The organism is Mesorhizobium sp. P2_F7, from assembly GCF_056403695.1.
On sequence record NZ_JBFUFA010000001.1, the window covers coordinates 26,243 to 52,815 of the forward strand.

Consider the following 26,573-nt stretch of genomic DNA (forward strand, 5'->3'; position numbering starts at 1 on the left):
CAACAATTCCTCCTATTGACCGAATGCGGGGTAGCGACGCTCTGCCAACCGGATCGACAGCAGCGTTATCGTTGTAAGAGCGAGATAGAGGGCAGAGGCCGCGAGATAGAACGCCAACGGCGCGCGTAGGGATCCGGCGCCGACAAAAGCAACGCGCATGATGTCGGTCAGGCCGACGATCGACACCAAGGCGGTATCCTTGAAGAGCGAGATCCAAAGATTGCCGTAGGCTGGCAGCGCCAACCGCAGCATCTGCGGACCGACAATGAAGGCCCAGCGCTGCCAGGCATTCAACCCAAGCGACTTGGCCGCTTCCGTTTGCGCCGTTGGCACGGCGGCAATCGCACCCCGAAACACTTCGGTCGCATATCCGCTGAATACGACCGAGAGCGCGATCACCCCTGCGGTGAACGCGTTCACCTCGACGTAACGGCCAGCGACCATGCTGGCGAACGTGGTTCCTCCGAAATAAATGAGCAGGATAATGATAAGTTCTGGCACACCACGAACCACAGTCGTGTAGGCCGTCACGACCCGTCTTAGCCGTGGCGCGGCCGCGCTTTTGAAAATGGCCAGCAACAGCCCGAACACCACAGACCCGCTGACAAGCGCAAGGCTGAGCGTGACCGTGAATGCGATAAGAAACTGAGCAGCAAAACCGTTCATGGCGCACCTTTTCAGCCAGCAATTCGAGCAGCGCGTGGATTTTTCAGCGGTGTTAATTCTGATGATTACTTAGAGTGGCAAATTGTTTTAGCAGCGCCCTAAAGGTCATTTGCGCTTCGAGTCAAAATAGACCCTACAGTCACTCGATCAATCTATAATTTTTAAGATTTGCCCTATAACTGACCGTTATAGGATCGAACCGCGATCGACGCAGATCGTTGGCATACAGGGGGTCAAACTGGATCCCGACGCCAGCCCTGTTCTGCTGCTATTTCGCAAGCTGCTGCCCTGACGAAGTTGAGCTGAACAACGTCACCGGATCAGTGTCCAATACCTTTGCGATCCTCTCGGCTACGTCGAGGCTAGGGTTTCTTTGCCCTCGTTCTATGCCGCCCATATAGCTGTACGCGAGCCTTGCTTCCGTAGCCAAGGATTCCAGGGTCATGCCGCGTTTCAGGCGGACCCTGCGAACGTTCGCTCCAAAAATCTCCGCCAGACGCATGCGCGCATAGCGATAAGCAAACGACCCGCTTTACCAGTCACTATAATGACCATATTATAGTGGATTCAATCCTTGCGTGATGATCCGGATCATTGGTCTCGAACCATCGCGGCCTGAGACAACCAATCGACGGTCGCCTCGTCACGGAGCAGGAAAGGAATGCAAGAGAATGGAGTTGCTGCAAAGCGGCTTGAAGCTCCGACAACTGCAGGTTTTTCGCGAGGTGCTGCGGGCCGGTTCCACGCGCAAGGCCGCACGGTCGCTGGGGATCAGCCAACCGGCAGTCAGCCAACATGTTAAGCAGCTCGAGATTACGCTTGGCATCACACTTTTTAAGAGGTCGTCGAACCGCATCGTTCCGTTGCAGGAAGCGTGGGAGTTACTACGAAACGTCGAACTTGCTTTGACGTCGCTCGATCGGCTGGAAACGTCGATCTTCGCCATGAAGAACGAGGAAAGACATCGGATCGCGATTGCCGCGCCTTCGGTCTTCGGTTTCGTGACTTTGCCCAGGGTTGTGGCAACTATTCATTCAAAAACCGCTTCGAATGTCCGATCGATCTCGGGGAGCCACGACCAGATCGGAGAGCACATCCTCGCCGGACGGGCAGATCTTGGAATCTCAAGGCTGCCTCTTGATCCCCAGCTGTTCGAATGGGCGGCCCTGGGTTCGGCGCGCAACGTATGCATCTTTCATCCGGACCATCGCTTCTCAAAACGGTCACGCATTGAGGCTCATGACCTCGCCGGAGAAACGATAGTCGACATCGATCCTCAATTCGCCTCCCATCAAATGAACTTCAACGCCTTGCGCTTCGAGGGTGTTGAGCCAAACATACTGGTGGAATTCGACTGCAACGGGCACGAAGCGGGCTACGTTTCCGCAGGGCTGGGCATCGCAATCACGAACGAGATTATCGCGCGTGAATATGCAGCGTTTAACCTTGGCATAAAACCAGTGGAACCCTCCGCGCTCTATCATTACGTGGCGGTTTGGCAGAAAGGCAGGACATTCTCAAACGCCTTGCATGTTTCACTCGAGGCGATCGTGTCTGCCTTTGAGCCGACAATGTCCGCCGCCGCGTAACAATCAAAGGCCACTGCCTGTGGTGCAACATTGCGCTGGCGGCGGTGTAGATCGCCCCGCTCCACGATCGCTCGATCTAAGCCTTCCGCTCCTGCTTGGCTTTGGAAAAGCCGCGATCCGTCGCGATGAAACGCTCCAGCATGGGCACGATCAAGCGCACAGGATCGGTGGCGCCTTGCCCCGACTCGCGTCCTAGGATCTCGGCATATCTCGACAGATCGCGGTGCAGTGGCGCCGGCAGTTCCACCGTGACCTTGACGGGCTTGTCGTCGGCAATCGGACTGAGCTTCAGCTTGGCCATTTTCAGTCTCAATAGGGCTCGAGCACGAGATCGCGCGTAACGACGACACGCAAGGTGAAACCCGGCCGTATGGTCAGTGTCGGTGCGATGTTGAGCTGGCGCTGGACGATCTGTTGCCCGGTCTGGCTGACACTCTCCGACGCACCTTGTCGAAGTGCGCGCACGATGTCGCTCTCCTGGCCCGACGAGCCAGCCTCCGCTCCGACGCTGAGAATGGTCGACAGCGCCGCTGCCTTGAACAACTCCATCCAATGGTAATCGACGCCATCCTCGACGCCGGCATAGCCTTGAGCATCGGCGCCGGGCTGGCGCTCCAGAACGATCGACCGTCCATTGGGAAAGATCAGCCTGTTCCAGGCAAGCAGAACCCGCCTTTGACCAAAACCAACGTCGTTGTCGTATTGCCCCACGATGCGTGTGCCTTGCGGGATCAGCAGCGCGCGGCCAGTCGGACTGTCGTAGACATTCTCGGTCACCTGCGCGGAGATCTGGCCAGGCAGGTCGGAACGGATGCCGGTGATCAGCGCAGCCGGGATGACGGCGCCCGCCTGCAAGACATAGGGCGACGCCGGCGGCATGACGCGATCCGGTGCCACAGTGCGGCGATCAGCGGCCGCATTCAGGAAAGCAACCTGCCGATCCTGCACGTTCGGCTGGCCGATCTGACCCGCAAGGTCGGAACCGGCGAGGCTCTGCGGGGCAAGTCCAGCAGGCATTTCGGCCAGCGCCGCTTGTGCCTGGCCCGTCTGGAAGAAAACGCGCGAGGTTCTGGCCGCCTCGTCCTCGGCCCGCCGGCGTTGCTCAGCCTCATCGACCATGGGTGTGGCGATCGGTGGCGGCACGACTGGCTGCCCCTTGTTCTGGGCGTCGAGAATCGGCCGGCCGAGATCGCCAGGAAGCGGCGGCCCAAGAACCGGGCCGGCGTAGTCGCGCGGCAGGCTGGCCAAGCCATCTGCGGGCTGCCTGTTGGAGGTCGAGTATAGCTCCTGGCTCCGCGTGCCTTTGTTGCTCACCTGAAGAGCGTATATCAGCGCGCCACCTATGCCGACCGACGCGGCGAAGCCGATGCCAGCGATCACCTTGCGGGACAGCCGTGTGACGCGGGGCGGGTCGGCGCGAAGCCGCATCGGCGCGGCAGCGATTTCGGTGTCGTTCATGACTGTTCCCCTCCTCTTTGCCGCCTTGTGTCGGTCGAGTTCGACCCCGCGCTAAAACTTGACATCCACGGGCCCCTCCTCTGCCCATCGGTGCGGATGATCCTTATGGTTTGTTGGCGCTTGCCGCCGCCAAGGCGCAATTCGGCCGCCCCGAAGAGACGGTCGACGATCAGGGTGTTCTGGTAGACACGGCTGTTGGCGATCTGCGCCTCGCCGTCCGACCCGATGACAAAGAGGGGCGGCATATCGCCCTGCACGATGCCGCGTGGGAACTCGACATAGACGCGCCGGCCGTCGTCATAGACGGCCACGGGTTTCCAAGGCGCGTCGCCGGGGAGACTGTAACGATAGTTGCGCGCGGCGACATCCGGCATCGCCGGCGCGGCGGGGATCGTTTGCTGCCGCCCTGCCCGCAGGGCTGGGTACGCCCAAGCCACCGCAGGCATATAAGGCTTCTCGCCCGACCGCAGTTCGATGAGATAACTGCGCTTGTCGGTGGTGATGACGAGATTGGTGCTGATGTCGGCGCGCGAAGGCTTTACCAGCACGTGGACACGGCGGGTGATGCCGGAGCCGCTTTCCGTGTCGCCGATGATCCAGCGCGCGGTATCACCCGCTGCGATCGGGCCTTCACCCGTCAGGCTCTCTCCGGCTTCAAGCGCGATGTCTGTGATCTGTCCCGGCGCTGCGTAGATCTGGTAGAGCGCCCCCTCGCTCCAGGGATAGATCTGGATGGCGTTGTAATAGCCTTCGCGCCGCGGCTGGATTCGGGCCGCCGCATTGGCGTTCTCGACGCGCGCCGTCGGCGTGTCGCCGGCTTCGCCACCACGTGCCGTGACCCATCCCGGTGGTACATGGAGCGGTTTGGGCTTCTCATCACGAGCAGCAGCCGGAGCGGCGGGCAAGGGCGGCACGTAGGCGTCATAAGCGATCTGCGGCGGCCTCCTGGGCGTGGCGCAACCGGCAAGCAGTGATCCCGAAAGCAACACGGCCACGAGCGTGGATGTTCGAAAAGCTGGCGTGGCAGTACCACGCATTGCGGGGCTCATTGGCTCATCTCCCGTGACCAGTTGATTGCGTTGACATAGATGCCGAGTGGGTTGGCCTTGAGCCGCTCGGCATCTCGCGGCGGCTGGATCACGATTGTGAGGATCGCGGTCCAACGCTCGGTGGTGGACAGTTGGCCGCTTTCATAGTGACGCTCCGTCCAGGCGACGCGGAACGAATCCGCAGAGGCGCGGATGACCGAGGACACGTCGACCGCGACCTCCTGCTTGCCGACCTTGGCGAAGGGTTCGTTGACACGGGCATAGTCGTTGAGGGCCGCGGCGCCCTGGTCGGTGGTCCATTCATAGGCGCGCAGCCAGTTCTGACGCACGATGATCGCATCGGACGGGATCGAGCGGACCTGCTCGATGAACCGGGCGAGATGCCACGCCACTTGCGGATCTGTCGGTTTATAGTCCGCTGTCGCAGGCGCAAGCGCCTGTGCCTGCCCTAGATTGTCGACCTGCACCACCCAGGGCACGACGGTCCCGCGGGCTGATTGCCAGACAAGAGCAGCGGCAAGGCCGGTCGACAGGATGAGCGATCCAAAGGCCATGGCGCGCCAGTTTCTCGCCTGGACGCGAGCAGAGCCGATACGCTCATCCCAGATCTGCGATGCCTTCTGATAGGGGGTCTCCGGTTGCGGTGTCTTGCCGTAGTGGACGGCGGGCCGTCGAAAGATGTTCATGGATCACTTGCCTTCCGAAAGAGAGATGGAGGTTCCGCTGCCGTGCGCATCGCCGGCGCGCACCGCGTGGGCAGCGGTCTGGACGCCGTGCGACAGACGCTGAGATCGCTGCATCCGTTTGGCCCACTGAGGCGGGCTTTCAATCGCGTCGCCGCGTTTGCCGGCAGGGCCGAATGATGGATCGTTGCCAGGCGCGGCGGCGCCTCCGGCCGCGCCGGAGCCGCTGCCATTCTCGCCCGCAGGGTTGGCGCCCGATGCGGAGTTCGACTTCGGAGATGGATCAACTCTTGCGGATTCGCGCCTGAGCGGCGAGGTCGCTCCTGAGGCAGTAGCGTTCAGACCGGGAGCGGCAGTGGCCGCAACTGTATGGCCAGCGGAGCCAAGGGCATGAGAACTCGACGCATCGCCTGCAAAAGACGAGCCGCTCCTTGTCGCGGAAGCCGCTGCGGAGAATGCGCTCCCTCCGCCCCGCGCTGCAAGACCCGCAGCCCCACCACCGGCGACCACGGCACCGCCGGCGGCGAGACCTGTGCCAACGGCGGCACCCGCGCCGAGCTGCGGCCCTCCGGAGACGATGCCGTTGGCCATGCCGGGGCCGAAGATGCCGAGACCAAGGAGCGACAGCGCAGCCAGCACGATGGCCATTGCCTGATCAATCGTAGGATTCTCACCGCCGAAGCCTTGGGTGAACTCGCCAAAGAGTGTCGAGCCGATGCCGATGACCACCGCAAGCACGAGAACTTTGATGCCGGACGAGATGACGTTGCCGAGCACGCGCTCAGCCATGAAGGCTGTCTTGCCGAAGAGGCCAAACGGGATCAGCACGAAGCCGGCGAGCGTCGACAGCTTGAACTCGATCAGCGTAACGAAGAGCTGCACGGCCAGGATGAAGAAGGCCAGCAGGACCAGGGCCCAGGCGAAGAGCAGGCAGACAATCTGGATGAAGTTTTCGAAGAAGGAGACCCAGCCCATCAGGCCGGAGATGGATTCGAGCAGCGGTCGTCCTGCGTCGAGCCCGGTTTGTGCCACCTTGCCGGGACGCAGCAGATCCTGGACCGAAAAGCCGGTACCGCTCGCCTTCAGCCCAAGACCGGAGAAGCTTTCGAAGACGATGCGGGCAAGACCGTTCCAATTGGAGATTAGATAAGCGAATACGCCGACGAACAGCGTCTTCTTGACCAACCGCGCGAGGATGTCGTCATCGGCGCCCCAGCTCCAGAAGAGCGCGGCAAGCGTCACGTCAATGACGATCAACGTGGTGGCGACGAAAGTCACCTCACCGCCAAGCAGGCCAAAGCCGCTGTCGATGTAGCGGGTGAAGGTGGCGAGGAACTGGTCGATGACGCCTGTATTGCCCATGTCTATCGGGCCTCCGGCATCGCCGGCGACTGCGGTACAACAGGCCCGGAAGACGGACGCATCGATGGCGCGTCAAGGCCAAGAAAGCGATCGCGCTGTCGCGTCCACAGCAGCAGGCAATCATTGTCACGCAAGGCCGCTGCGCCGAGACCTTGGCAGCGACGAAGCGCCTCGCGATCGGGATTCGGAACAGAGACCGCTGACTCGCCGGGCGCCGAACTCCCTGCGCTGTCTTCCTTCCGGGTCATCCCGATCGCGGTCGCCGTGATGGCGACCGCGACGAGGATGACGGCAACGATGCGGGCAAGAATCTTGCCGTCCATAGCCTTGCTCCTCACCGGTTGAACATCGTGGCATTGCCCGCCTGATATCCGGATCCAGGGGCAAGGAAGCGGCGGCGCTGTTCGCGGCCCTGCTCGGCGGCGGCGGCACGTTCGGCTTCGGTCAATGCCTGCGCGCGACCGTTGGCGGCGACAACAGCTGTGAGGTCGGCAAGTTGCTGGGCCTGAAGCGCAAGAAGCTGGTTGCCGGCTTGCGTCGCCTGCAGAGCCCCTGTCGCGGACTGGCTGACACCGACCAGCGCCGATATTTGCAAGCGACTGGTATCGATGTTTCCGACAACGCCGGCCTGCACGCGCATGGCGTCCTGAAGACCACCGACGGTGTTGCTCCAGCGCGAGCGTGCATCGGTGACGAGCTGTTGGTCCGACGCTGAGAGCGAGACGGCGCCATATTGCTGCTGGAATGCCTGGTCGATCTTCCCGACGTCGAAGGCGATATTCTGCGCCTGGCCGAGCAGCTGCTGCGTACGCTGCACCGATTGCTGCAACTGCTGGAGGGAGGAGAAGGGCAGGCTCGCGAGGTTGCGGGCCTGGTTGATCAGCATCTGCGCCTCGTTCTGAAGTGAGGTGATCTGATTGGTGACCTGCGCCAGCGAACGCGCGGCCGTCAGCACATTTTGCGCATAGTTCGAGGGATCAAAGACGATCAACGCCAGCGCAGGGGTTGCCACCAATGGCGAGAACACGAGCGGCGGGGCGAGCATGGCGGCGGCGAGCAGAAGGGCACGTGAGCGGCGTCGAAACGTGTTCATGATTGAGGCTCCTTTTCAGCTTGAGGGATGATGGGAAGGTTGGGAATGAGGTCAGCGGCCCAGCCTGCATTGCGCGCCTGCAGCCAGGCGGCGAGGAAACCGTCGCGGCCATGTTCTGCAAAGACACTGCCGATGAGCGCCTGGTCGGTCTTGGAAGATGCGGCGCAAAGCGCGAGGCCGATCTCGGACAGGCCAAGCTCGAAGAGCCGATTGCCGCGCCGGGACTGGCTGTAGTAGTCGCGCTTGGGTGTCGCCCGCGCCAGGATCTCGATCTGGCGATCATTGAGGCCGAAGCGGCGATAGATGGCCGTGATCTGTGGCTCGATCGCGCGTTCGTTTGGCAGCAGCAGCCGTGTCAGGCAACTTTCGACGATCGCCGGCGCAATGGGCGAACCGTCGATGTCGGAAAGCGACTGGGTGGCGAAGACCACACTGGCGTTCTTCTTGCGCAGCGTCTTCAGCCACTCGCGCAGCTGGCCTGCGAAACCCTCGTCGTCAAGGGCGAGCCAGCCTTCGTCGATGATGAGCAGCGTCGGCCGCCCGTCGAGGCGGTCGGCGATGCGATGAAACAGGTATGACAGAACGGCTGGCGCGGCGCCGGTCCCAACGAGACCCTCGATCTCGAAGGCCTGAACAGAAGCGACGCCCAGATGCTCGGCCTCGGCATCGAGTAACCGGCCGTAGGGGCCGCCGACACAATAGGGCCGCAGCGCCTGCTTCAGATCGTTCGCCTGCAGCAGCACGCTGAGGCCAGTAATAGTCCGCTCGGTGATGGGTGCCGAAGCCAGCGACGTCAAAGCGGTCCAGATAAGCTCCTTGGCATCCGGGTTAATTGGAACGCGTTCCCGCAGAAGGAGTGCAACCACCCAGTCCGCCGCCCACGCGCGCTCGTAGGTGTCGTGGATACGGGCAAGCGGCTGAAGCGAGACCGAGGCCTGCGCGCCGTCGGTGAGGCCGCCGCCCAGGTCATGCCAGTCGCCGCCCATGGCAAGGGCCGATGCGCGGATCGACCCGCCGAAGTCAAAGGCGAAAACCTGCGAACGCGCATAGCGGCGAAACTGCAAGGCCATCAGCGCGAGCAGCACGGACTTGCCGGCGCCTGTGGGGCCGACGACGAGGGTGTGGCCGACATCACCGACATGCAATGACAACCGGAACGGGGTCGAGCCATCGGTCTTGCCATAGAGCAAGGGGGGGCCACCGAAATGCTCGTCCCGTTCCGGCCCCGCCCACATGGCAGAGAGGGGGATCATGTGGGCGAGATTGATCGTCGATACCGGTGGCTGGCGCACGTTGGCGTAGGCGTGCCCAGGCAATGAGCCCAGCCAGGCATCGACGGTGTTGACGGTTTCGATCATGGCCGTGAAATCCCGGCCCTGGATGACTTTCTCGGCAAGGCGCAGTTTCTCGTCGGCAACCCGCGGGTCAGCGTCCCAGACGACGACGGTGGCGGTGACATAGGCCATGCCGGATGCGTCAGCGCCGAGTTCCTGCAAGGCGATATCGGCATCGGCCGCTTTGTTGGCGGCGTCGGTGTCGACAAGCACCGACGCTTCGTTCGTCATCACCTCTTTAAGGATCGCGGCGATGCTCTTTCGTTTGGCAAACCACTGCCGACGGATCTTGGTCACCAGCTTCGTGGCGCCGGTCTTGTCGAGCAGGATCGCGCGTGTCGACCAGCGATAGGGAAAGGCGAGCCGATTGAGGTCGTCGAGCAGGCCAGGCGTCGTCGCGGTCGGGAAACCGACAATGGTGAGGACACGAAGGTGCTGGCTGCCAAGGCGTGGCTCCAGCCCGGCGGTCAGCGGCTGGTCCGCCAGCAGCGCATCGAGGTAGACCGGCGTCTCGGGAACGCGCACGCGATGGCGGTTGGTCGAAATCGTTGAGTGCAGATAGGTCAGAGTGTCTTCGTCACCGAGCCAAATACATTCCGGCATGAAGCCATCGAGCAGGGACAGCACACGCTGCGTGCGGTCTGCAAAGGCGCGCAGGATCTCATGCGGGTCTACGCCGGAGCGGTCGCGCCCCTCGTAAAGCCAACCTTCGGTGCGGGCGGCTTCCTCGGACGGTGGCAGATAGAGGAATGTGAGATAGTAGCTCGATACGAAGTGGGCCCCCTCCTCCCCGAAGTCGGCCCTGCGCTCGGCATCGACCAGAGCAGATGCCGGATCGGGAAACAGGCTCTGAGGATAGCTCGCCGCCTCGTGCCGCTGCGCCTCGACGAAGATGCTCCAGCCTGAGCCCAACCGACGGAAGGCGTTGTTGATGCGCGATGCCACGGCGACCAGTTCGGCCGCGACCGCGGAATCGAGATCTGGCCCGCGAAACTGCGCGGTGCGTTGAAAGCTGCCGTCCTTGTTGATCACAACGCCTGTCGCAGCGAGGGCAACCCATGGCAGATAGTCGGCAAGGCGGCTGGTCGTGCGGCGATATTCGGCAAGGTTCATCATGGCCGCCTCCTCAAACCGACAGATGAGATGGAATGCGCAGATGCCGGCGGCCCACTTCAAAGAAGAGCGGATCGCGTCTGGCCGCCCACACCGCCATGAAATGCCCGAGCGCCCAGATGATGATGCCCACCAGCCAGAGCCGCAGGCCAAGGCCTACCGCGCCTGCAAGTGTGCCGTTCAGAATGGCGATCGAGCGCGGTGCGCCGCCGAGCAGAATGTGCTCGGTAAGCGCCCTGTGAACCGGGACCGACCACCCGGGGACCGTGTCGAGCTGTTCGAAAGCGTTTGACATCAGATCAACGCCCCGCCGCCGAACGAGAAGAACGACAGGAAGAAGCTCGAAGCCGCGAAGGCGATCGAGAGGCCGAAGACAATCTGGATCAGCCGCCGGAAACCTCCCGACGTATCGCCAAAGGCAAGCGTCAAACCCGTGACGATAATGATGATGACGGCGATGATCTTTGAAACCGGACCTTCGATCGACTGAAGGATCTTCTCGAGCGGCTGCTCCCATGGCATCGACGAGCCGGCCGCATGCCCGGCCGGGGCCAACATCAGGCTGATAACAAGCGTCGTGGCGGCGTTGGCAAGGTGGCGGCTGATACGAGAGAGCATCCGGCTCATGACAGGTCTCCTGTTTCGTTCGGGTTGGCTTGGGTAATGCGGTAATCGCCGTCGGAGCCAAGCCCTTCGACGCGCGCGAGTTCGACAAGCCGCCGCCCCGCGCCGCGCCCGGCGAGCACCGCGACGAGGTTTATGGTTTCGGCAATCAGTGCCCGGGGGACAGTGACGACCGCTTCCTGGATGAGTTGCTCCATCCGGCGCAAAGCGCCGATTGCGGAGCCGGCGTGGATCGTGCCGATGCCGCCTGGATGTCCGGTTCCCCATGCCTTCAAGAGGTCGAGCGCTTCGGCGCCACGGACCTCGCCGATCGGGATGCGGTCGGGCCGCAGGCGCAGTGAGGAGCGAACCAGATCGGAGAGCGTCGCGACGCCGTCCTTGGTGCGCATGGCGACAAGGTTGGGCGCCGCGCACTGCAGCTCGCGCGTGTCCTCGATGATGACAACGCGATCCTCGCCTTTGGCGACCTCGGCAAGCAGGGCGTTGGTCAGCGTGGTCTTGCCGGTGGATGTGCCTCCGGCGACAAGGATGTTGGTGCGGGCGGCGACAGCAGCGCGCAGCGTCGCCGCCTGGCTGGCGGTCGCGATGCCTGCCGCGACATAATCTTCGAGCGAGAATACAGCGACGGCGGGCTTGCGGATGGCGAACGCCGGCGCGGTAACGACCGGCGGCAGCAGCCCTTCGAAACGTTCCCCGGTCTCGGGCAACTCGGCCGAAACACGCGGCAGGCGCGAATGCACCTCGGCGCCGACATGATGGGCGACCAGGCGTATGATGCGCTCGCCATCAGCCGCCGGGAGGCTCTCCCCTGTCTCGGCCAGACCTTCCCTCAACCGGTCGACCCAGATCCGACCGTCAGGGTTAAGCATCACTTCAATGATGGCCGGATCGTCCAGGAACCGGGTGATGGCGACCCCAAGCGCAGTGCGCAGCATGCGCGAACTGCGTGCGCGCCCTTCGGTGTTGTTATGCGAAGCCATCATCATGTTCCCGTGTCGCTCGGGAACACCCAGTCGGTCCCCGCTCGGGGAAGATCAAAAGAGCCAGAAAGCAGGCTGATTCAACAGCTTTCAGATCTCATCGTAGCGTGGCGTGCAAATACAGGTGAACGGCGGTTTCGCTGTTGCCTTCGTTCGGATCAGGACGCTTTCTGGATCGACCGTGAGTCTCGGCAGGGGGCTGGCTCGATCCAAATCACATGCCTGGAGCACCAGACTGACGCTTGCCAGCTGACGCGTCGGCATTATACGCGATCGCGTATATCTCTTCTGTATACGCGATCGCGTATATCCCTCTCTTTTATACGCGCATCCGTATATTGACTGTTAATACGCGATCGCGTATATTGCAGACGTTGGAGACCCATCATGACAGACCAGATCGCTCGCAACGAAAAACAACTCGGGGCCATTCTGCGCCGCGCCCGCAAGAACGCTGGGCTCACGCAAGGCTCGCTCAGCAACCAGATCCACCTGCGCCAGGGTACGGTCTCCCGCCTCGAGGCCGGCGAGCCCGCGATGCAACTCCGCACCTTGATGGCCGCCCTATCCGCCCTCGACCTTGAACTCGTCGTGCGCGCGCGCAGCAAAGGCAGCTCTGCTGATATCGAGGACCTGTTCTGATGGCACGGCGCCGGGCTCACATCCCCTTGAATGTCTACCTGAACGGGCGCCTGGTGGGTGTACTGCGCAGGGAATCGACGGGCGCCATCGACTTCCAATACGCGCGCGAATGGCTGGACTGGCGCGGCACCTTCCCGATCTCGCTCTCGCTTCCCTTGCGGGAAGACCGCTATATCGGCACGCCAGTGACCAACGTCTTCGATAACCTGCTTCCGGACAATGACGCCATACGCAGGCGTGTTGCCGAACGCGTCGGCGCCGACGGCACGGACGCCTACAGCATGCTGGCTGCGCTGGGTCATGACTGCGTCGGCGCGCTGCAATTCCTGCCCGATGGCATGGATCCGGGCGCTCCCGGCAGTGTCGAAGGCAAGCCGGTCAGCGACGAGGACGTCGCCGAAATAATCGAGAACCTTGCTGCCGCTCCGCTAGGCCTGGGCGAGGATGAGGACTTTCGCATCTCGATTGCCGGCGCTCAGGAAAAGACCGCGCTGCTGCGCAAGGACGGGGGCTGGTTCAAACCGATCGGCACGGCAGCGACAACCCATATCCTGAAGCCCCAGATCGGCCGGCTACCAAACGGCATCGATCTCTCCAACAGCGTCGAGAATGAGTATCTGTGCCTCAAGCTGTTGCAAGCGTTTGGCGTTCCCGCCGCCAAGGCGAAGATCGCTGACTTCGGTGAGCGCCGTACCCTTATCGTAGAGCGCTTCGACCGGCTGTGGGCCCGCGACGGCCGCCTCCTGCGCCTGCCGCAGGAGGATATATGTCAAGCGCTGTCGGTGCCGCCGACGCGTAAGTACCAGTCGGATGACGGTCCAGGCATGCGGGAGATTGTCGAGCTCTTGAAGGGTAGCGATACGCCCGATGAAGACATTGCCACCTTCTTGCGCACCTGCATCTTGTTCTGGCTGATTGGCGCTACCGACGGCCACGCCAAGAATTTCAGTATTTTTCTCAGCCCTGGCGGACGATTCCGCATGACGCCGCTTTACGACGTGCTGACCGCGCAGCCCAGCCTTGATACCGGACAGATCCCGCGCAAAAAATTCAAATTGGCAATGTCGGTCGGCAAGAACAGGCACTATTCGGTGCCTGACATCATGCCACGCCACTTCCTGCAGACCGCTGACATTGCCGGTGTGGGTACCCCAGTCATGCGCAGAATTTTCGATGACATTGCTGAAAACGTAGAGAAGCAGGCCGACGAGGTGATCATCTCGCTGCCCCGCGGTTTTCCTGAACAGCTCGTCGACTCGTTGAAGTCAGCCATCGGCAAGCGGACGGCTCTCCTCGCCGATAACAAGGCTGATGCCATCGATTGATCAAGGACTTGCTCGCCCATCCTGTTGCCGCGGCTGATCATCATCGTCGTCATCGGTCCGCCAACATTGTCATCGCGTGACCGCCAGAGGCGTCGAATATTGTCATCATCATGATGAACATGCCCATCAGAGCTAGCCGATGATTGGCCTGCGATCCGTCAGGGCGGGCTTTCGCTGTTGTCCATCGGATTGATATCCTCGGAAATCTCCTGCCGCAGTTTCGGCCCCTTCGCCAGACGCCTTCCCAGGGCCGTGACGAAGGCTTCATAGCGTGCGGCCGCCTTGGCGCGTGCGGCCTGGGCGGCAGGCTCGGGCAACGCCGGCGTTGTCGCGAGCCAAAAGCGGACGAACACCGCCAGTGTCTCGACCGCAATGCCGATATCGCGCTCCTGCCTGGCCAGGCGGCGATCGACCTGGTCGAGGCGTTTGGCGATAGCGGCCTCGCGGCGTTCATCGGCATCCGGCGACAGGAACGAAGCGAGTGCTGCCTCTGCAATCATGGATTGGGGTTGACCGCGCCTTGCCGCATAATCGCCAAGCATCGTCATGATGCTCTGATCGAGATAGACGGAAATCTGCACTTTCCTTTTGCGCGCCGTCATGGCGCCTACAACTCCATGCCGTCATCGGGGTCGAGGGAGACCTGCCGCGCAACACCCTGCATGAGGCGCGCGAGGCGCCGGTTGCGGATGGCATCATCATCGTCGGCATCGTCGGCCGGTTCCAGCTCGAATTCATTGTCAATGGGCGCTGCCTTCTCGACCGCCTGTGCCCGATTGAGTTCGGCTTGCAGGCGGCGCTCAGATCCCGTCGGATCTCCATCGTCCTGCTGCAGCATGCCGGAAGCTTGCGTGACCTCAGAGTGAGCCAGGACCGGCAACTGGCTCCAATCGTCAGGGCTGGCCTCTCCGGATCGCGCCAATTCGGGTGGCGGCAACAGGCGCTCCCGAAAACCGGCATCCTCGTAATAGCGCGCCTTCTTGGCCCTGATCGGCGGGGCACCTGCCACCATGACGATCTCGTCGGTCGGCGGAAGCTGCATGACCTCGCCAGGGGTCAGCAACTGACGGGCAGTCTCCTGCCGCGACACCATGAGATGTCCGAGCCAGGGCGAGAGCCGGTGACCGGCATAGTTCTTCATCGCCCGCATTTCGGTTGCCGTGCCGAGTGCGTCGGACACGCGTTTGGCAGTCCGCTCATCGTTCGTGGCGAAGCTGACGCGGACATGACAGTTGTCGAGGACCGAGTTGTTGGGACCGTAGGCCTTCTCGATCTGGTTCAGCGACTGCGCGATGAGAAAGCTCTTCAGCCCATAGCCCGCCATGAAAGCCAACGCGCTCTCGAAGAAGTCGAGGCGGCCCAGCGCCGGGAACTCGTCCAACATGAGAAGCAACCGGTGGCGGGTTGTCTTGGTATGCAGGTCCTCGGTGAGGCGGCGACCGATCTGATTGAGGATGAGGCGGATGAGCGGTTTGGTCCGGTTGATGTCCGAAGGCGGCACGACGAGATAGAGCGTTGCCGGTTGCCTCCCACCGACGATGTCGGAAATCCGCCAGTCACAGCGCCGGGTCACCCCGGCGACAACCGGATCGCGGTAGAGACCGAGGAAGGACATCGCGGTGGACAGCACGCCCGAGCGTTCATTGTCGGATTTGTTGAGCAGCTCGCGGGCAGCGCTGGCGACAACCGGATGCGGGCCAGCGTCGCCGAGATGCGCGGTCTTCATCATCGCGGCAAGCGTCGATTCTATCGGGCGCTTCGGATCGGAGAGGAAGGCGGCGACGCCGGCAAGCGTCTTGTCCGGCTCGGCGTAGAGAACATGGAGGATCGCGCCGACCAGCAACGCGTGACTGGTCTTTTCCCAATGGTTGCGCTTTTCCAGGCTCCCTTCCGGATCGACGAGAATGTCGGCGATGTTCTGGACGTCGCGGACCTCCCATTCTCCACGGCGGACTTCCAGAAGAGGATTGTAGGCTGACGATTTCGAATTGGTCGGATCGAAAAGCAGCACACGTCCGTGCAGAGCGCGGAAGCCAGCAGTGAGCTGCCAGTTCTCGCCCTTGATGTCGTGGACGATCGCCGAGCCCGGCCAGGTCAGAAGCGAAGGCACCACCAGACCGACGCCTTTGCCGGATCTCGTCGGGGCGAAGCACAACACGTGTTCTGGCCCATCGTGACGCAGATAATGGCGATCGTAACGCCCGAGTACCACACCATCGTTATCGATCAGGCCGGCAGCCTCCACCTCTCGCTTCTCGGCCCAGCGCGCCGACCCGTAGGTCTGGACATTCTTGGCTTCTCGGGCCCGCCACACCGACATGCCGATGGCAACGATGATTGACAGGAAGCCACCGGACACGGCGATCAAGCCGCCTTCGACGAAGAGAGAAGGGGCGTACGCATCGTAGAAATACCACCACCAGAACAAAGCGGGCGGATAGTAGACAGGTAGCCCAGCGATCTCGAACCAGGGTGGACCGAGACCGGTCTGGAAACCGAGTTGCCATGCGGTCCATTGCGTCGCCGCCCAGGTCGTCGCCAGGACGATCAGGAAGACCGTGAGTATCTGGCCCCACAGGATTTTCGTGGCTGACATGGCGTACTCCTTTCATCTGGTTTTCAGAGGCCGAGCCCCTTCTTGCGGCCAAAACTCCACTCGATTCCGCCATCGCCACGCGCGACACCGGAGACGTGCTGGCCAAGATGCTTTTCAAGTGAGGGCGTCCAGGGGACGAGGTGAAAGCCGAGCCCGTCGTCGATCATGGCGAAACGGCCGGAGGCGAGTGACAAGCGCTGGCGATAGGCGCCAGCAACAAACTCTCCGCTGGTGGCGCGCTTGAAAGGCTTCCCAGTGTCGGCCGCTAGCCTGTCGCCAAGCGTTCCCAGTTCTGCCCGCCGCAGTGTATCGAGCAGGCTTCGGGTGAAGGTGATGTGTCTGCCTTGCCGCTCCGCGAGCCCCTGTTTGACCAGATGTTCGGCGCGCCGGTCGAGGGCGTCGCGAACCTCGACGCCGAAGCCGGCCTCGGCCAGGGCGGCAGGTTCGCGCGCGATTGCCTGACGGTCGAGCCACGTCGCACCCGACGCCGTAATCTGCTGATCCACAGCAAGGTCGGAACGCACGGCGAGTGCGGCCCGGCGTTGACCGCGCGCGTCATCGAATTTGCGCAGCTCGACGATCGATCCCGGTGCGCTGTCGCCGGCCGCCTCCAGATCGGAGAGCTTGATGTGATGGGTGCGTCCGTCGACGCCGTCAACCACGGCATAGGCCGTGCCGATCAGTTCGTCATCGAGCCCACGCTCGACCAGCCGGCCGAAAACCGGCGTCTCCAGGCTCTCCGCGGCCAGGACATAATTGGCTGAGCCACGCTCGATGCCAGCCGCACTCATCGCGCGGTGGATGCGCTTGATGATGTCGCCGCGCTCGCCAAGCTCGCGCAGTGTCGCTTCGGCCCGTTCGTCGATTGCCCATTGGCCAGGCCCCGCCTGTTGGGCAAGACCAAGGGTCTCGAGCTTGCGCAGGCGGCCGATCTTCAAAGCGCGATACTCGTCCGGTTGCCCTTGGGGAGATGGCGCGAGATCGATGATCCCGCTGTCACGGCTGTCGCGAAGCAACTGCCGATCGAGTTGCGTCCACCGCTCGGACTGGATCTGGCTTTCGAGCGTGTGGCGGATATCGAGATCGGTGCGCCGACCCAGTTCTTGTGTGACCAGATCGCGAGCCCGGTCGCGCATGCCTTCCTTGATGTAGTCGCGCGCGATAACCAGATCCTGGCCGTCTTCGCGAACCCCACGCACGATCAGGTGAATGTGGGGATGCTCGGTGTTCCAGTGATCGACCGCCACCCAGTCGAGCCGGGTGGCGAGGTCCTTCTCCATCTGTCCAACCAGATCGCGGGTAAAGGAATTGAGGTCCGCCATATCGAGAGCGTCGTCCGGCGAGACGATGAAGCGGAAATGGTGACGATCGTCCTTGGCGCGCGCGGCGAAGTCCGCGCCATCGGCGCTCTCCGTCCCCGGCCCAAACAACCGCCCCTTCTCCCCGTCCCGGCTGACACCTTCGCGCCTCAGATAGTTGAGGTGGGTGCCAAGTGGGGCGGTGCGCACGGAATGGCGGACGACCCGCGCCTTGACGACGGTGCCACGCGACCGCGAGGTGATGAGGCGGTTGGCCTGGATGCTGGCGCGCTGACCGTGACCAAAGCGCGAGCGGTTTGCCTGTCCAATCCGGCCTGAGCGCGAAATACCGCCGCCGGCCTTTTTCGCCGCGGCCAACACCTGCGCGATAAAGGGCCTGGCCTGCTGGGCGCGCGTGGAGCGGATGCGCCCAGGTCGAATGCGAAACTCGCGCTCATCGGCCATGGCGCGGCACCGCAATGTGGAAAAAGAAAAACAAATACAATAGCTTGACTGATTCATACACATTGCGCCAGTGGCCGGCAATGTGCGAAATGCACCAGAAACTCAAGCAAGAACAACCACCCGACCGCCGCGCAATGTGCGCCCTTTTATCCTGCCATCCTTCGGTCGTGTTCCCTGTCACCATCCCTTGCGCACGCCATGGCACGCAGGAGCCAACAATCACCCGAAAAGTGCTGAACCGGCTCATGGCTCGGTCTCGTCGCTTGCTTTCGCGACAAACAGGCCGGTCGACCGAGGTGCGACGTCGGATGCTACGCGTCCGGCCGACGCGCTCCGAGCGCCATCACGCGAAGGTTCGACAGGCTTGGAATCAGCGGCGGGTGGGCCGACCGGTTGCGCAACGAAGAGCGGCGCTTTTCGCCAGCCAAGCGACGCAGGGGACGCCGGGCTGTTGGTTTTCACCGTGCCGCCGCTGCTGATGGCGGATGCAACGGCGGAAACATAGGCGCGGGTTTCCCGCGGCAGCCGGCGCCCCCGCAGCGACGCCTCATAGCGCGTGGGACCCGCATTATAGGCCGCGATCCAGCCTGGCGATCCGAACCGGTCGAACAGCTCGCGAATATAAGCCGAGCCCGCGATGATGTTGTCGTGCGGATCATACGGGTCGCTGCCGAGCCGGTAGCGGGCGCGCAGTTCGAACCAGGTTTTCGGCATAATCTGCATCAGGCCCATGGCGCCTTTTCGCGAGATGGCGTGTCGATCGCCGGCGCTCTCGGCGCCAAGAACGGCACGGATCCAGGCAGGCGGAAGCCGGAAGCGCTTCGCAGCCTCCGCAATGTGGGCCTGGTCGTTGCGCACCGACGGGGTGACGATCGTCGGGGTCTGCGCCAGTGCAAACGCGGGAACGATGCAGAAGACGCACAGCCCGGCGAGCCGAACGAACGCGTTGCGTCGACCAACGCGAAGCCATGCGAGTGGCTCCAGATGGTTCGTCAACCGACGGCGCGCGGACATCACTCAGTCCTTCTCGGTGCGCTCGCGCGGACGCGACCACTGCAGCGACCAGGTCCTCTTGTCGTCGCCGTTCTGGAACAGATTGGCGCGGATCGGCTGTGTGAAGGTCGGGTCGTCTATCTGAAGCGACACGAACTCGCCGGCCTTTTCACCGGAGCGTTTCCACCCGGCGCCGATCGCGGGCCCGTCTTCGCTGCCAGCATGCACGCGATAATCAGGCGCGTTCTCCGCATCGCTTGCATCGGCTTCGACGATCGCGACATCGGCCTCGAGGCTCAGTGTCCTGATGCGCCCAAAATAGCCGGTCTGGTTGCGCATGAATTGTCCGATCTGTGGCATGTCCTGTCTCCTTTCGCAGTTGTTCGGCGGTGATGTCGGGACGGCCCGAAAGGGCCGCCGCGGCGCGCTCACCGCGCTCGCGCGCGCCATTCAAAGCGGCCGTCGCCTTGCTCGTCTGTCCACAGCGGGACGGCGCGGCCGATAATCCGGTCGGTCGAGATGAGGCCGAAGTAGCGACCGTCGAGACTGTCCCTGACCGACCTGTTCATCAGGAAAACAGTGCCGACTGGGATGGGTCGGCAGCCCTGCCAATGCTGCAATTCGCGGCCGGCGCGATCGCGCTCAAGGGCTGTGCCGACCTCGACGCCATCGACGGCAATGCGCCGGCCTTGTCGGCAAACGGTTTGACCGGACACTGCCAGAATGCGCTTCAGCAACAGCACGCTCTTCGGCAAATAGGCGCGATCAGCAAGGAACGTTGCCAGCGGCTCGGGCGGCCTAGCGGCGACGAGATCGCCTGTCGAAAAGACTCGGTCGCTGTTGATCCAGTAGAAGCCGATCGGCACGCTGGCCGACGCATTCCAGACAAGCTTCGAAGGCACAGCCGTGAGACCTGGAAGCAGCACAGCCATGTTGGCCAATGCCATCGCGAGGAGAATTGCGGATCGCCTCATGGCCGGACCCGCTGCCGCAGCAGAAAGGCGCGATGCAGATCGGTCGTATAGGGACGAGGCTGCTGGCCGGCAGTCATCCGGTGGTGGACATGCTGCCAATGAGCCGGCGAGACTGCCGCGGGATCGATCCCGAGACGCTCGATCGCGTCGATCGTCTGCAAAACACGCTCGACATTTTGCCAACCTTGCATCGTGAGCAGGACGTCGCCACCCGGCCGGACGAAAGGCAGAGTCTGATAGGCTTGTCCCGAGGCGACTGCGCGCACGATATCGATCCGCGAGATGACCGTGCCAACGCCGTTCGATGCCCAGCGCACGAAAGCAAATGCAGCGCCGGGCCGAAACCAAACGACGCGGCGGCGGCGATCAAGAATCTCCTCTCGATTGACCGGTCCGAAGCGAATCCAGAACTCGATTTTCTTCGCCACCCATGTCAGCTCGACACGAGTAAGATTGTTGTTCTGCAACGCGACGTGCGCTGGTTCACCCGGAAGAACTTCCCCGGTATCGGTCATCGTCTGTCTCCTGATTTTCGGACCCAAGCCTGGCCAGCGGAGCAAACGGCGGTACAGCGCGATCTCGCTGCGGCCGTCGCGAGGTCAGCGCCCATGCCGTCCAGTCTGGACCGAAGGCGCGACCAGATGGCGCTTTGCGGGAAGCACGGAGCCACGGGGATCGGTGGTCGAGGTTACGGTCCCGCGCCCGGCCCAGGCCTGCAATTCGTCAATGGCGTAGACGACGCGACCGCCCAGTTTGCGGTAAACAGGGCCTGTGCCATAGGTGCGATGCTTCTCAAGCGTGCGCGATGACAGGCTGAGGAATTCGGCGGCCTCCTTGGTGCGAAGAAAGCGCGGCGGCAGAGCGGCGAGATCTGGTTGCATGTATCGGGCCTCCGTGGAGCTGAAGCGAGCCGCCGGCGTTCAGCGGCGAACAGCGATCACGGTGGCGGAAAGGCGGCTTCGCAGGGATGAGGAAGATTGGGGGGCGTGATATCACCACCCCAGGCGCGAGGGACGCGTGCGGTGGCGCAGCAGCTGCAAATAGCCGCCGCTAATCATGGCGGCTCCGCCCTTGACGAGACCAATGACGGCCGCGCGCAGCGACGAGGTTTTCCACGGAGCGGCGCCAACACGCGCTGTCCCGTAAAAGGCGGTCGCGATTTCGCGGTAGCTCGCGCCATTGGCGCGGCCATCGGTGGCCTGCATCATCAGGCGCAAGCGACGCCGTTGCTGCGTTGTCACCCGCGTGTCGCGCGGCACCGGCCGTTTGTGATAGCCACGCCAGAAACGCACGAGAGCCTCGATCCGACCGAGCGTTTGGGAATCCAGCGGGATCAGAGCCGCGAGAGGACCTTCCGTTTCGCTGCCGGGATGGAGGAGAAGCTGTGTAGCGATCCCATTTCCATGGACGGCATGAGAACCCTCCGGACTATCATGAAGCGGGCCGAGTCCCACGAACGCTGCAGAAGGCTCGATTGACAAGAAATCCGGTGACGGCACGATAGTGAGCACCGCTGGATCGGCAAGAGGCGACCAGAGTACGTCTTGCGATAAAGCGGACAAATCGGGTCGGGCCGGGAAATCGCAGCCCCCAGAGTTGCTGGGCGTCTCTTGGCAGGGGATTTTTTTCACTCCCCGAACGAACGAGCGCCAGAAAATGCCGTTGATAAGACTTTGAGCGGCGCAAGCATTCCCAGGCAAGGCCCTCGACTGGCAGGCTGTCAAAGAACTCGTAACTGTTGTTGTCCCGCCAACGCGACGTGTTCGGCTTCATCGGGCAGCTCCCTGCGAAAGGTAAGTCTTGCTCGAATCGATTCCGGCTTCCGGCGATTGGCGGAAGGCCACTGCGAGGCAGTGCCTGATGCCTTTTCGGCATCACTGGAGGGATAAGATTGGCTAGGTATCAGTCTGGCGCAGAAGTTGGCGATAGCCGGTGCGCGTCATCCAGCGGGCCCTCGCCAGGTGGCTGTCGTGGACCTGTCGAGCGCGCTGGGGTTCCCTTGTCGGATCGATCCCAAACAGGACCTTGACCACTTCGCGCCAATCGGCGCCATCGGCGTCGGCGTCGAACAGACGCATGTAGAGCTTGACGTGGCTTCGATCGTAGTCGGTGAGATCGTCGCCAGCCGGTGCGGTGTCGTCAAATGGCTCAATCATCGGCTGCCCTGACCCTCGATAGACGAGACGTGAAGGGTAATCTTATAGGCGGAATCTTGCCGGCGGAGGGGCGCTGGGAGCATTGCGCGATGCCATCTCGGCATCGCTCAGTCTATTCGGGCGATGCGGAAAGCTGCGGCCGGCTGGATCATGAAAGCCCCGCCCGAATGGATCGGGCGGGGCTTGGCCGTCGGTGTTATTCAGCGTTGCGCCGGCTCGGGCGAGACCAGATCAGGCTATAACCCTCGCCGTCTTCGTCGTCGAAGAGGTTGGCGAAGATCGGGGCGGTGAAACTCGGATCGTCGAGCTTGAGACCCAGATAGTTGCGGCCTTCGTTGGACTGCTTGGCCCAGGCGGCGCCGATCTCTGCTCGGCCGACGAAGACGCGGTGGCTGGGGGCGTTCTCGCCGCTGGCGCGGGTTTCGGGGATGATGCGAACACCGCGGGCCTGGACACTGAGCGTGACGATTTCACCAGTGAATTCTTCGTTGCCGGACTTCTTGAAGGTGCCGATGGTAGCCATGATAGTTCTCCTTGATCCTGATTGTTTCGAGCCGCACCATTGCGGGCTCGATGGTGGTCTAGAGGTCGGAGGCGATCGCCGGCGCACCCATGGGCCGAAGCGAGGCGGAGGATGGCGCGGGAGAGACTTTGTTGTAACGCGAGGAATGACGGCGCAGCCGGCAGGGGAAGAAAGTCGCGAAGCGCCGTTGCGTCACAGGCGACCGAGGCGAAGCCGTTCTTCAGACCAGAAACACCCATCGATGAGACCGCTTCGGTGTGCTCGCCACGACAGGAATCGTTCGAGGAGAACGGCAGCCCGCAGCCCAACCTTGTCACGGTCGACGAGATCATGCTCTGCCTCTGGCTCGCATTCTCGCATTACCGATCGCCCGCCAATGAGCGTGCCGGTGCTTGACCGGTCTCAGGCGTGCTTTGCTGATGTCGCCGATCATTAGTGACTCCAACCAGGCCGGATACCGATATCAAGCTTAGTCGCGCCACCCCCCGACTATTGCTGCCCTCCACGATGATAGCCGTAGGGTTCTCGCGATCCTGTCTCGCGGTGTTTTCAAGATGGAATGGATGCCGTCCACGAAGCGATTTCGCGGTTTTGAGGGTGGCGACGGGCACAAAAGATCGCTATCTTTCACCTTATGGCGAAGAGTACCACGAAGAGCTGTCCGGCCGAGGGCCGCAATCACCGTGGAGGCGAAGCCGAAACGGCGGCACGCATTGCTTAGTCCGACCCTTCATGGGGCTCGTGCTCAGTCTAAAAACGCACTTGGCCAAGCTTACCTCCTTATCGGGAAGAACAACGTCGTTCGTATTGACCCGCCTGAAACGGATACCCCGGATTGAGCTCGACGACACTCGCCGGTCCCTTCGCGAGCTCCCGTTGAACGCGCGCAGTCTTGTCGAAGGATCCGGCCACCACGTAGAGGGCCTGTTTCTGAGAGATAAGACGGACACGTTCATTCGGTGCCCGGCGCCGGTCGCGTAGGCGTTGCCCGACCCCTTCAGGGAAATTCATGCCATCATCTTCTGCCGTCTCGCGCTTTCGCGGATCTACTGATGGACCCAACGATCGCTCAATAGTCCTGCCTACCGGCGTGGGCGATTGCCGGCGCAAAGAGATCCTGGCGCGTCACGCACCATAGCACCTTGCCTTGCGTCCTGGCCGCAATTCCGGCGGCAAACAATGAGGCGGCGGCACCGTCGATCGCCTCGTTGCCGCCGGCGGCAACCTCGTGCAAAGCGCCACGCCACCCCCTGGGTAAATGTCTATCGATCAAGGCTATGCCGAAAGGGAGTACCGCTCGCTCGCGCGGATTTCCGCCTTCAGGCCCGCAATGCGATCTCGAAGGTTGAAATCGCAGCAATTGGCGCCAATGCACTCATCTGTCCTTGAACGCGAAATGGTTGTGGTATGTTCCTCATTTGTTCTCTTCCCGGCAAAGAGTCAATGGCACCATGTGGGTGTCGCCGCGTCAGGCATTTGTCTGCGACCTGCTCAAAATGCACTGATATGCGCCGGCGACCGACCAGCGTTGTCTTGCGATCCGCGCCGACGACAGTCGGCGCCCAATGAAAAAACGGCGTATAAACCGCAGTCCTGCGCGCGTCCGCAATAGCGGACAATTGTCGCGCGTTGGAGGGAGGAAATTCGCCCCCGCCGCGGGCGGTTAACGGGACAGCCGTAGGAGCGTCAGCATAGCGACGGCCGCAGGCCGGGACGCGGGACCGACTGTCCCCGACCGCGGCGGTCCGCTCCGGCAAACGCCTGACATTGGCAATAATGCGCGGCCAGTCCATGCATTTCGACAAGCAGGAAGAGGACGCAGCGGAGTGCTCGGTGACGCGTGTATGTCCTGTCTGTACTCAATTTTCGCCGTTTCCACGACGCCTCCCAAATGCGCCTTTTCTTGATGATCGATTGAATCCAGACTCTTCGAACGCTCGGACAGGAGGTTTTCATGATTTCAAAGAAAGACACGACAATGAGTCGGACGATTCGGCGTAAGGAATTGCGGAACATCGTGCCTCTGGCCGACAGCACAATCTACGAGATGGAGCAGCGGGGGGAATTTCCTCGACGCTTCGCCTTGACTCCGCGATGCGTCGTTTGGGATCTGAGCGAGGTTCAGGCCTGGTTGGCGGCCCGTCGCTCGACGCCAATTCTGCGCGCTGCCGGTCCCAACGTGACCCAACGCCAAACCCGCCCCGTCAAAGTCCTGGATCAGGTTCAAAGAGCGGCATCGACGGCGGGATGAGCGCCGGGATGTGCTTCTTACCGTTTACCCATGCATCGACAATGTCTGACCACTCTTGCATCATATGGCGGCGCTGTAGCTCATACTCTGCCTTGTTGTAGACACCTCGCGATGAGCGCCCGTCCTCGTGGGCCAAGCATTTCTCGATCCAATCGCTGTTGAAGCCAAGCTCATTCAACAGGGTCGAGCCCGTTCGCCGTAGGTCATGAACCGTAAACGGTTCCAGAGGCAGTCCGTTCGCCTTCGCCCGTTCGACGACTGCGTAGGTGATCCGATTAAACGTGGCACGCGACATCGGGGCGTCCGCATCGTACCGCGATGGAAGAAGGTATCTGGAATTTCCCGCACAAGTCTTCAGGGCAATCATGATGTCGAGGGCCTGACGCGATAGGTAGACGTTATGCGCCTTCGAGCGCTTCATCCGCTCCTTCGGGATCGTCCAGACCGCATTCTCGAAATCGACCTCGTCCCACACCGCGTCCTGCAGCTCGCTCTTGCGCACCATGGTGAGCAGATAAAGCCGCATTCCCAAACGGATCGTGGGAATTGTGGCGACGTGCTCCAGCTGCTTCAGCATCACGCGAATTTCTGAGGGCGAAAGCGAGCGGTCCTTCGGCACGAAAGTAGCAATTGACGCGGGCCCAACTTCGTCAGCAGGATTGGCCACCTTCTCCCCGTGCAAAATCGCGAAGCCGTAGATTTGCTTCAGGATGTCTCTCACGTGGATAGCGGTCGCCGGAGCACCACGTTCGACGATGCTACCGCAGTGGGCTCTCAGATCGTCCGGGGTGATTTCTGTCAGGAGGCGATTGCGCCAGGCCGGAAGAAGCTCCCGCTCGAAGATCGAGCGCCGCATGGCACGCGTGCTGTCGGCCATCGGCGCGGCTGTGAGCCACTTCTCCCCGAACTCGCCAAAACTCTTGGCCTCCTTCAAGCGGCGCTTCTCGCGCTGCTTCTCGATGGCCGGCGATCGTCCCTCGCGAATAGCGCGCTTCGCATCGATGCACTTCTCTCGAGCCAAGGCGAGCGAGATTCCGTCCCGCCCATACCTGCCTAGATAGACCGTCTCGCGACGCCCGTTGAGCCTGTAATCGAGCCGAAACGAGATCGCGCCACTGGGCATGACGCGGACGTACATGCCGTCACGGTCCGCAATCTTGTAGATTTTCTGTTTTGGTTTCAGCGCCTTAAGGGCGGCATCCGTCAGCATGCCTACTGCCTCCTGAAAAAGTACCGTCAGTACAATTTTGAGGCTTTTTGGCAGAAAATTCCTTTTCTCTTCAATGCCTTATGGGACAAAAAAGTACCGTCACTAGCCTCATTGACTGTGACGGTACTCAGAAAATTTCGGGTGGGCAATATGTATGCGACCCGTTAGCGGGTCCGTCACAGCCAATCT

The 26,573-nt window shown here is 62.2% G+C and carries 31 protein-coding genes; 4 read left to right on the forward strand and 27 right to left on the reverse strand.

What is annotated here, in order from left to right:
- Positions 1 to 12: 12 nt before the first annotated feature.
- Positions 13 to 666 (reverse strand): ABC transporter permease subunit, encoded by a 654-nt coding sequence (locus AC1DZ8_RS00110; protein WP_477309912.1) that lies wholly within the window; start codon positions 664 to 666, stop codon positions 13 to 15.
- A gap of 268 nt (positions 667 to 934) precedes the next feature.
- Positions 935 to 1,168, reverse strand: a complete 234-nt coding sequence (locus AC1DZ8_RS00115; protein WP_477309911.1) for a helix-turn-helix domain-containing protein — start codon at positions 1,166 to 1,168, stop codon at positions 935 to 937.
- 169 nt (positions 1,169 to 1,337) lie between these two features.
- Here AC1DZ8_RS00115 and AC1DZ8_RS00120 point away from each other — a divergent pair, with 169 nt between their 5' ends.
- The gene (locus AC1DZ8_RS00120) at positions 1,338 to 2,255 is read left to right on the forward strand and encodes a LysR family transcriptional regulator (RefSeq protein WP_477309910.1); all 918 of its coding nucleotides are present in this window, start codon (positions 1,338 to 1,340) and stop codon (positions 2,253 to 2,255) included.
- A 76-nt stretch (positions 2,256 to 2,331) separates the two neighbouring features.
- Here AC1DZ8_RS00120 and AC1DZ8_RS00125 read toward each other — a convergent pair whose 3' ends face one another.
- Genes AC1DZ8_RS00125 through trbB form a run of 11 tightly spaced genes read right to left on the reverse strand, consistent with a single transcriptional unit; the run spans position 2,332 to position 11,954 of the window.
- Complete coding sequence (locus AC1DZ8_RS00125; protein WP_477309909.1) at positions 2,332 to 2,556, reverse strand: DUF2274 domain-containing protein; 225 nt, start codon at positions 2,554 to 2,556, stop codon at positions 2,332 to 2,334.
- An 8-nt stretch (positions 2,557 to 2,564) separates the two neighbouring features.
- A complete protein-coding gene (locus AC1DZ8_RS00130; protein ID WP_477309908.1) occupies positions 2,565 to 3,713 on the reverse strand; it encodes a TraB/TrbI/VirB10 family type IV secretion system protein in 1,149 nt (382 codons plus the stop codon).
- Complete coding sequence (gene trbG, locus AC1DZ8_RS00135) at positions 3,710 to 4,762, reverse strand: P-type conjugative transfer protein TrbG (protein WP_477309907.1); 1,053 nt, start codon at positions 4,760 to 4,762, stop codon at positions 3,710 to 3,712. Before trbG ends, AC1DZ8_RS00130 begins: the two co-directional genes overlap by 4 nt.
- Complete coding sequence (gene trbF / locus AC1DZ8_RS00140) at positions 4,759 to 5,448, reverse strand: conjugal transfer protein TrbF (RefSeq protein ID WP_477309906.1); 690 nt, start codon at positions 5,446 to 5,448, stop codon at positions 4,759 to 4,761. Before trbF ends, trbG begins: the two co-directional genes overlap by 4 nt.
- A 3-nt stretch (positions 5,449 to 5,451) precedes the next feature.
- A complete protein-coding gene (trbL, locus tag AC1DZ8_RS00145; protein WP_477309905.1) occupies positions 5,452 to 6,807 on the reverse strand; it encodes a P-type conjugative transfer protein TrbL in 1,356 nt (451 codons plus the stop codon).
- A 2-nt stretch (positions 6,808 to 6,809) separates the two neighbouring features.
- On the reverse strand, positions 6,810 to 7,130 hold the full coding sequence (gene trbK-alt / locus AC1DZ8_RS00150; RefSeq protein ID WP_477400249.1) for a putative entry exclusion protein TrbK-alt: 321 nt from the start codon (positions 7,128 to 7,130) through the stop codon (positions 6,810 to 6,812).
- Between the two features lie 11 nt (positions 7,131 to 7,141).
- Complete coding sequence (trbJ, locus tag AC1DZ8_RS00155; protein WP_477309903.1) at positions 7,142 to 7,900, reverse strand: P-type conjugative transfer protein TrbJ; 759 nt, start codon at positions 7,898 to 7,900, stop codon at positions 7,142 to 7,144.
- Positions 7,897 to 10,350, reverse strand: a complete 2,454-nt coding sequence (gene trbE / locus AC1DZ8_RS00160; protein ID WP_477309902.1) for a conjugal transfer protein TrbE — start codon at positions 10,348 to 10,350, stop codon at positions 7,897 to 7,899. The genes trbJ and trbE overlap by 4 nt, the downstream gene beginning before the upstream one ends.
- Positions 10,351 to 10,360: 10 nt before the next feature.
- A complete protein-coding gene (locus tag AC1DZ8_RS00165; RefSeq protein WP_477309901.1) occupies positions 10,361 to 10,642 on the reverse strand; it encodes a VirB3 family type IV secretion system protein in 282 nt (93 codons plus the stop codon).
- Complete coding sequence (locus tag AC1DZ8_RS00170) at positions 10,642 to 10,974, reverse strand: TrbC/VirB2 family type IV secretion system protein (RefSeq protein ID WP_477309900.1); 333 nt, start codon at positions 10,972 to 10,974, stop codon at positions 10,642 to 10,644. The genes AC1DZ8_RS00165 and AC1DZ8_RS00170 overlap by 1 nt, the downstream gene beginning before the upstream one ends.
- The gene (gene trbB, locus AC1DZ8_RS00175) at positions 10,971 to 11,954 is read right to left on the reverse strand and encodes a P-type conjugative transfer ATPase TrbB (RefSeq protein ID WP_477309899.1); all 984 of its coding nucleotides are present in this window, start codon (positions 11,952 to 11,954) and stop codon (positions 10,971 to 10,973) included. Before trbB ends, AC1DZ8_RS00170 begins: the two co-directional genes overlap by 4 nt.
- 384 nt (positions 11,955 to 12,338) lie before the next feature.
- Here trbB and AC1DZ8_RS00180 point away from each other — a divergent pair, with 384 nt between their 5' ends.
- On the forward strand, positions 12,339 to 12,593 hold the full coding sequence (locus AC1DZ8_RS00180) for a helix-turn-helix domain-containing protein (protein WP_284276439.1): 255 nt from the start codon (positions 12,339 to 12,341) through the stop codon (positions 12,591 to 12,593).
- Complete coding sequence (locus AC1DZ8_RS00185; protein ID WP_477400250.1) at positions 12,593 to 13,918, forward strand: type II toxin-antitoxin system HipA family toxin; 1,326 nt, start codon at positions 12,593 to 12,595, stop codon at positions 13,916 to 13,918. The genes AC1DZ8_RS00180 and AC1DZ8_RS00185 overlap by 1 nt, the downstream gene beginning before the upstream one ends.
- A gap of 158 nt (positions 13,919 to 14,076) precedes the next feature.
- Here the strand turns inward: AC1DZ8_RS00185 and AC1DZ8_RS00190 are convergent, their stop codons facing one another.
- The 13 genes from AC1DZ8_RS00190 to AC1DZ8_RS00250 form a co-directional block, all read right to left on the reverse strand.
- Complete coding sequence (locus tag AC1DZ8_RS00190) at positions 14,077 to 14,520, reverse strand: CopG family transcriptional regulator (RefSeq protein WP_477309897.1); 444 nt, start codon at positions 14,518 to 14,520, stop codon at positions 14,077 to 14,079.
- A gap of 5 nt (positions 14,521 to 14,525) precedes the next feature.
- On the reverse strand, positions 14,526 to 16,514 hold the full coding sequence (locus tag AC1DZ8_RS00195) for a conjugal transfer protein TraG (RefSeq protein ID WP_477400251.1): 1,989 nt from the start codon (positions 16,512 to 16,514) through the stop codon (positions 14,526 to 14,528).
- Positions 16,515 to 16,537: 23 nt separating this feature from the next.
- Positions 16,538 to 18,277 carry a relaxase/mobilization nuclease domain-containing protein gene (locus AC1DZ8_RS00200; RefSeq protein WP_477309895.1) on the reverse strand — a complete coding sequence of 580 codons (1,740 nt, stop codon included), beginning with the start codon at positions 18,275 to 18,277 and terminating at the stop codon, positions 16,538 to 16,540.
- Positions 18,278 to 18,520: 243 nt separating this feature from the next.
- Positions 18,521 to 19,291, reverse strand: a complete 771-nt coding sequence (locus tag AC1DZ8_RS00205; protein WP_477309894.1) for a lytic transglycosylase domain-containing protein — start codon at positions 19,289 to 19,291, stop codon at positions 18,521 to 18,523.
- Between the two features lie 3 nt (positions 19,292 to 19,294).
- Positions 19,295 to 19,630: a DUF736 domain-containing protein gene (locus AC1DZ8_RS00210; RefSeq protein WP_477400252.1), complete on the reverse strand. Its 336-nt coding sequence runs from the start codon at positions 19,628 to 19,630 to the stop codon at positions 19,295 to 19,297.
- A gap of 68 nt (positions 19,631 to 19,698) precedes the next feature.
- Positions 19,699 to 20,244 carry a S26 family signal peptidase gene (locus AC1DZ8_RS00215; protein ID WP_477309892.1) on the reverse strand — a complete coding sequence of 182 codons (546 nt, stop codon included), beginning with the start codon at positions 20,242 to 20,244 and terminating at the stop codon, positions 19,699 to 19,701.
- Positions 20,241 to 20,759, reverse strand: a complete 519-nt coding sequence (locus tag AC1DZ8_RS00220) for a DUF2840 domain-containing protein (RefSeq protein ID WP_477309891.1) — start codon at positions 20,757 to 20,759, stop codon at positions 20,241 to 20,243. The genes AC1DZ8_RS00215 and AC1DZ8_RS00220 overlap by 4 nt, the downstream gene beginning before the upstream one ends.
- 84 nt (positions 20,760 to 20,843) lie before the next feature.
- A complete protein-coding gene (locus AC1DZ8_RS00225) occupies positions 20,844 to 21,125 on the reverse strand; it encodes a helix-turn-helix transcriptional regulator (protein WP_477309890.1) in 282 nt (93 codons plus the stop codon).
- Positions 21,126 to 21,236: 111 nt separating this feature from the next.
- Complete coding sequence (locus tag AC1DZ8_RS00230; RefSeq protein WP_477309889.1) at positions 21,237 to 21,755, reverse strand: DUF2285 domain-containing protein; 519 nt, start codon at positions 21,753 to 21,755, stop codon at positions 21,237 to 21,239.
- Positions 21,676 to 22,119 (reverse strand): transcriptional regulator domain-containing protein, encoded by a 444-nt coding sequence (locus AC1DZ8_RS00235; RefSeq protein WP_477400253.1) that lies wholly within the window; start codon positions 22,117 to 22,119, stop codon positions 21,676 to 21,678. The genes AC1DZ8_RS00230 and AC1DZ8_RS00235 overlap by 80 nt, the downstream gene beginning before the upstream one ends.
- A 20-nt stretch (positions 22,120 to 22,139) precedes the next feature.
- Positions 22,140 to 22,400, reverse strand: a complete 261-nt coding sequence (locus AC1DZ8_RS00240; RefSeq protein WP_477309887.1) for a DNA -binding domain-containing protein — start codon at positions 22,398 to 22,400, stop codon at positions 22,140 to 22,142.
- 196 nt (positions 22,401 to 22,596) lie between these two features.
- Complete coding sequence (locus AC1DZ8_RS00245) at positions 22,597 to 22,923, reverse strand: DUF736 domain-containing protein (protein WP_477309886.1); 327 nt, start codon at positions 22,921 to 22,923, stop codon at positions 22,597 to 22,599.
- A 1,069-nt stretch (positions 22,924 to 23,992) separates the two neighbouring features.
- Positions 23,993 to 24,157, reverse strand: a complete 165-nt coding sequence (locus AC1DZ8_RS00250; RefSeq protein WP_477309885.1) for a hypothetical protein — start codon at positions 24,155 to 24,157, stop codon at positions 23,993 to 23,995.
- A gap of 720 nt (positions 24,158 to 24,877) precedes the next feature.
- Here AC1DZ8_RS00250 and AC1DZ8_RS00255 point away from each other — a divergent pair.
- Positions 24,878 to 25,174, forward strand: a complete 297-nt coding sequence (locus AC1DZ8_RS00255) for a helix-turn-helix transcriptional regulator (RefSeq protein WP_477309884.1) — start codon at positions 24,878 to 24,880, stop codon at positions 25,172 to 25,174.
- Here AC1DZ8_RS00255 and AC1DZ8_RS00260 read toward each other — a convergent pair.
- Positions 25,128 to 26,384, reverse strand: coding sequence for a tyrosine-type recombinase/integrase (locus AC1DZ8_RS00260; RefSeq protein WP_477309883.1), 1,257 nt, complete (start codon positions 26,382 to 26,384; stop codon positions 25,128 to 25,130). The two genes, AC1DZ8_RS00255 and AC1DZ8_RS00260, sit on opposite strands and share 47 nt — an antisense overlap.
- Positions 26,385 to 26,573: the final 189 nt, after the last annotated feature.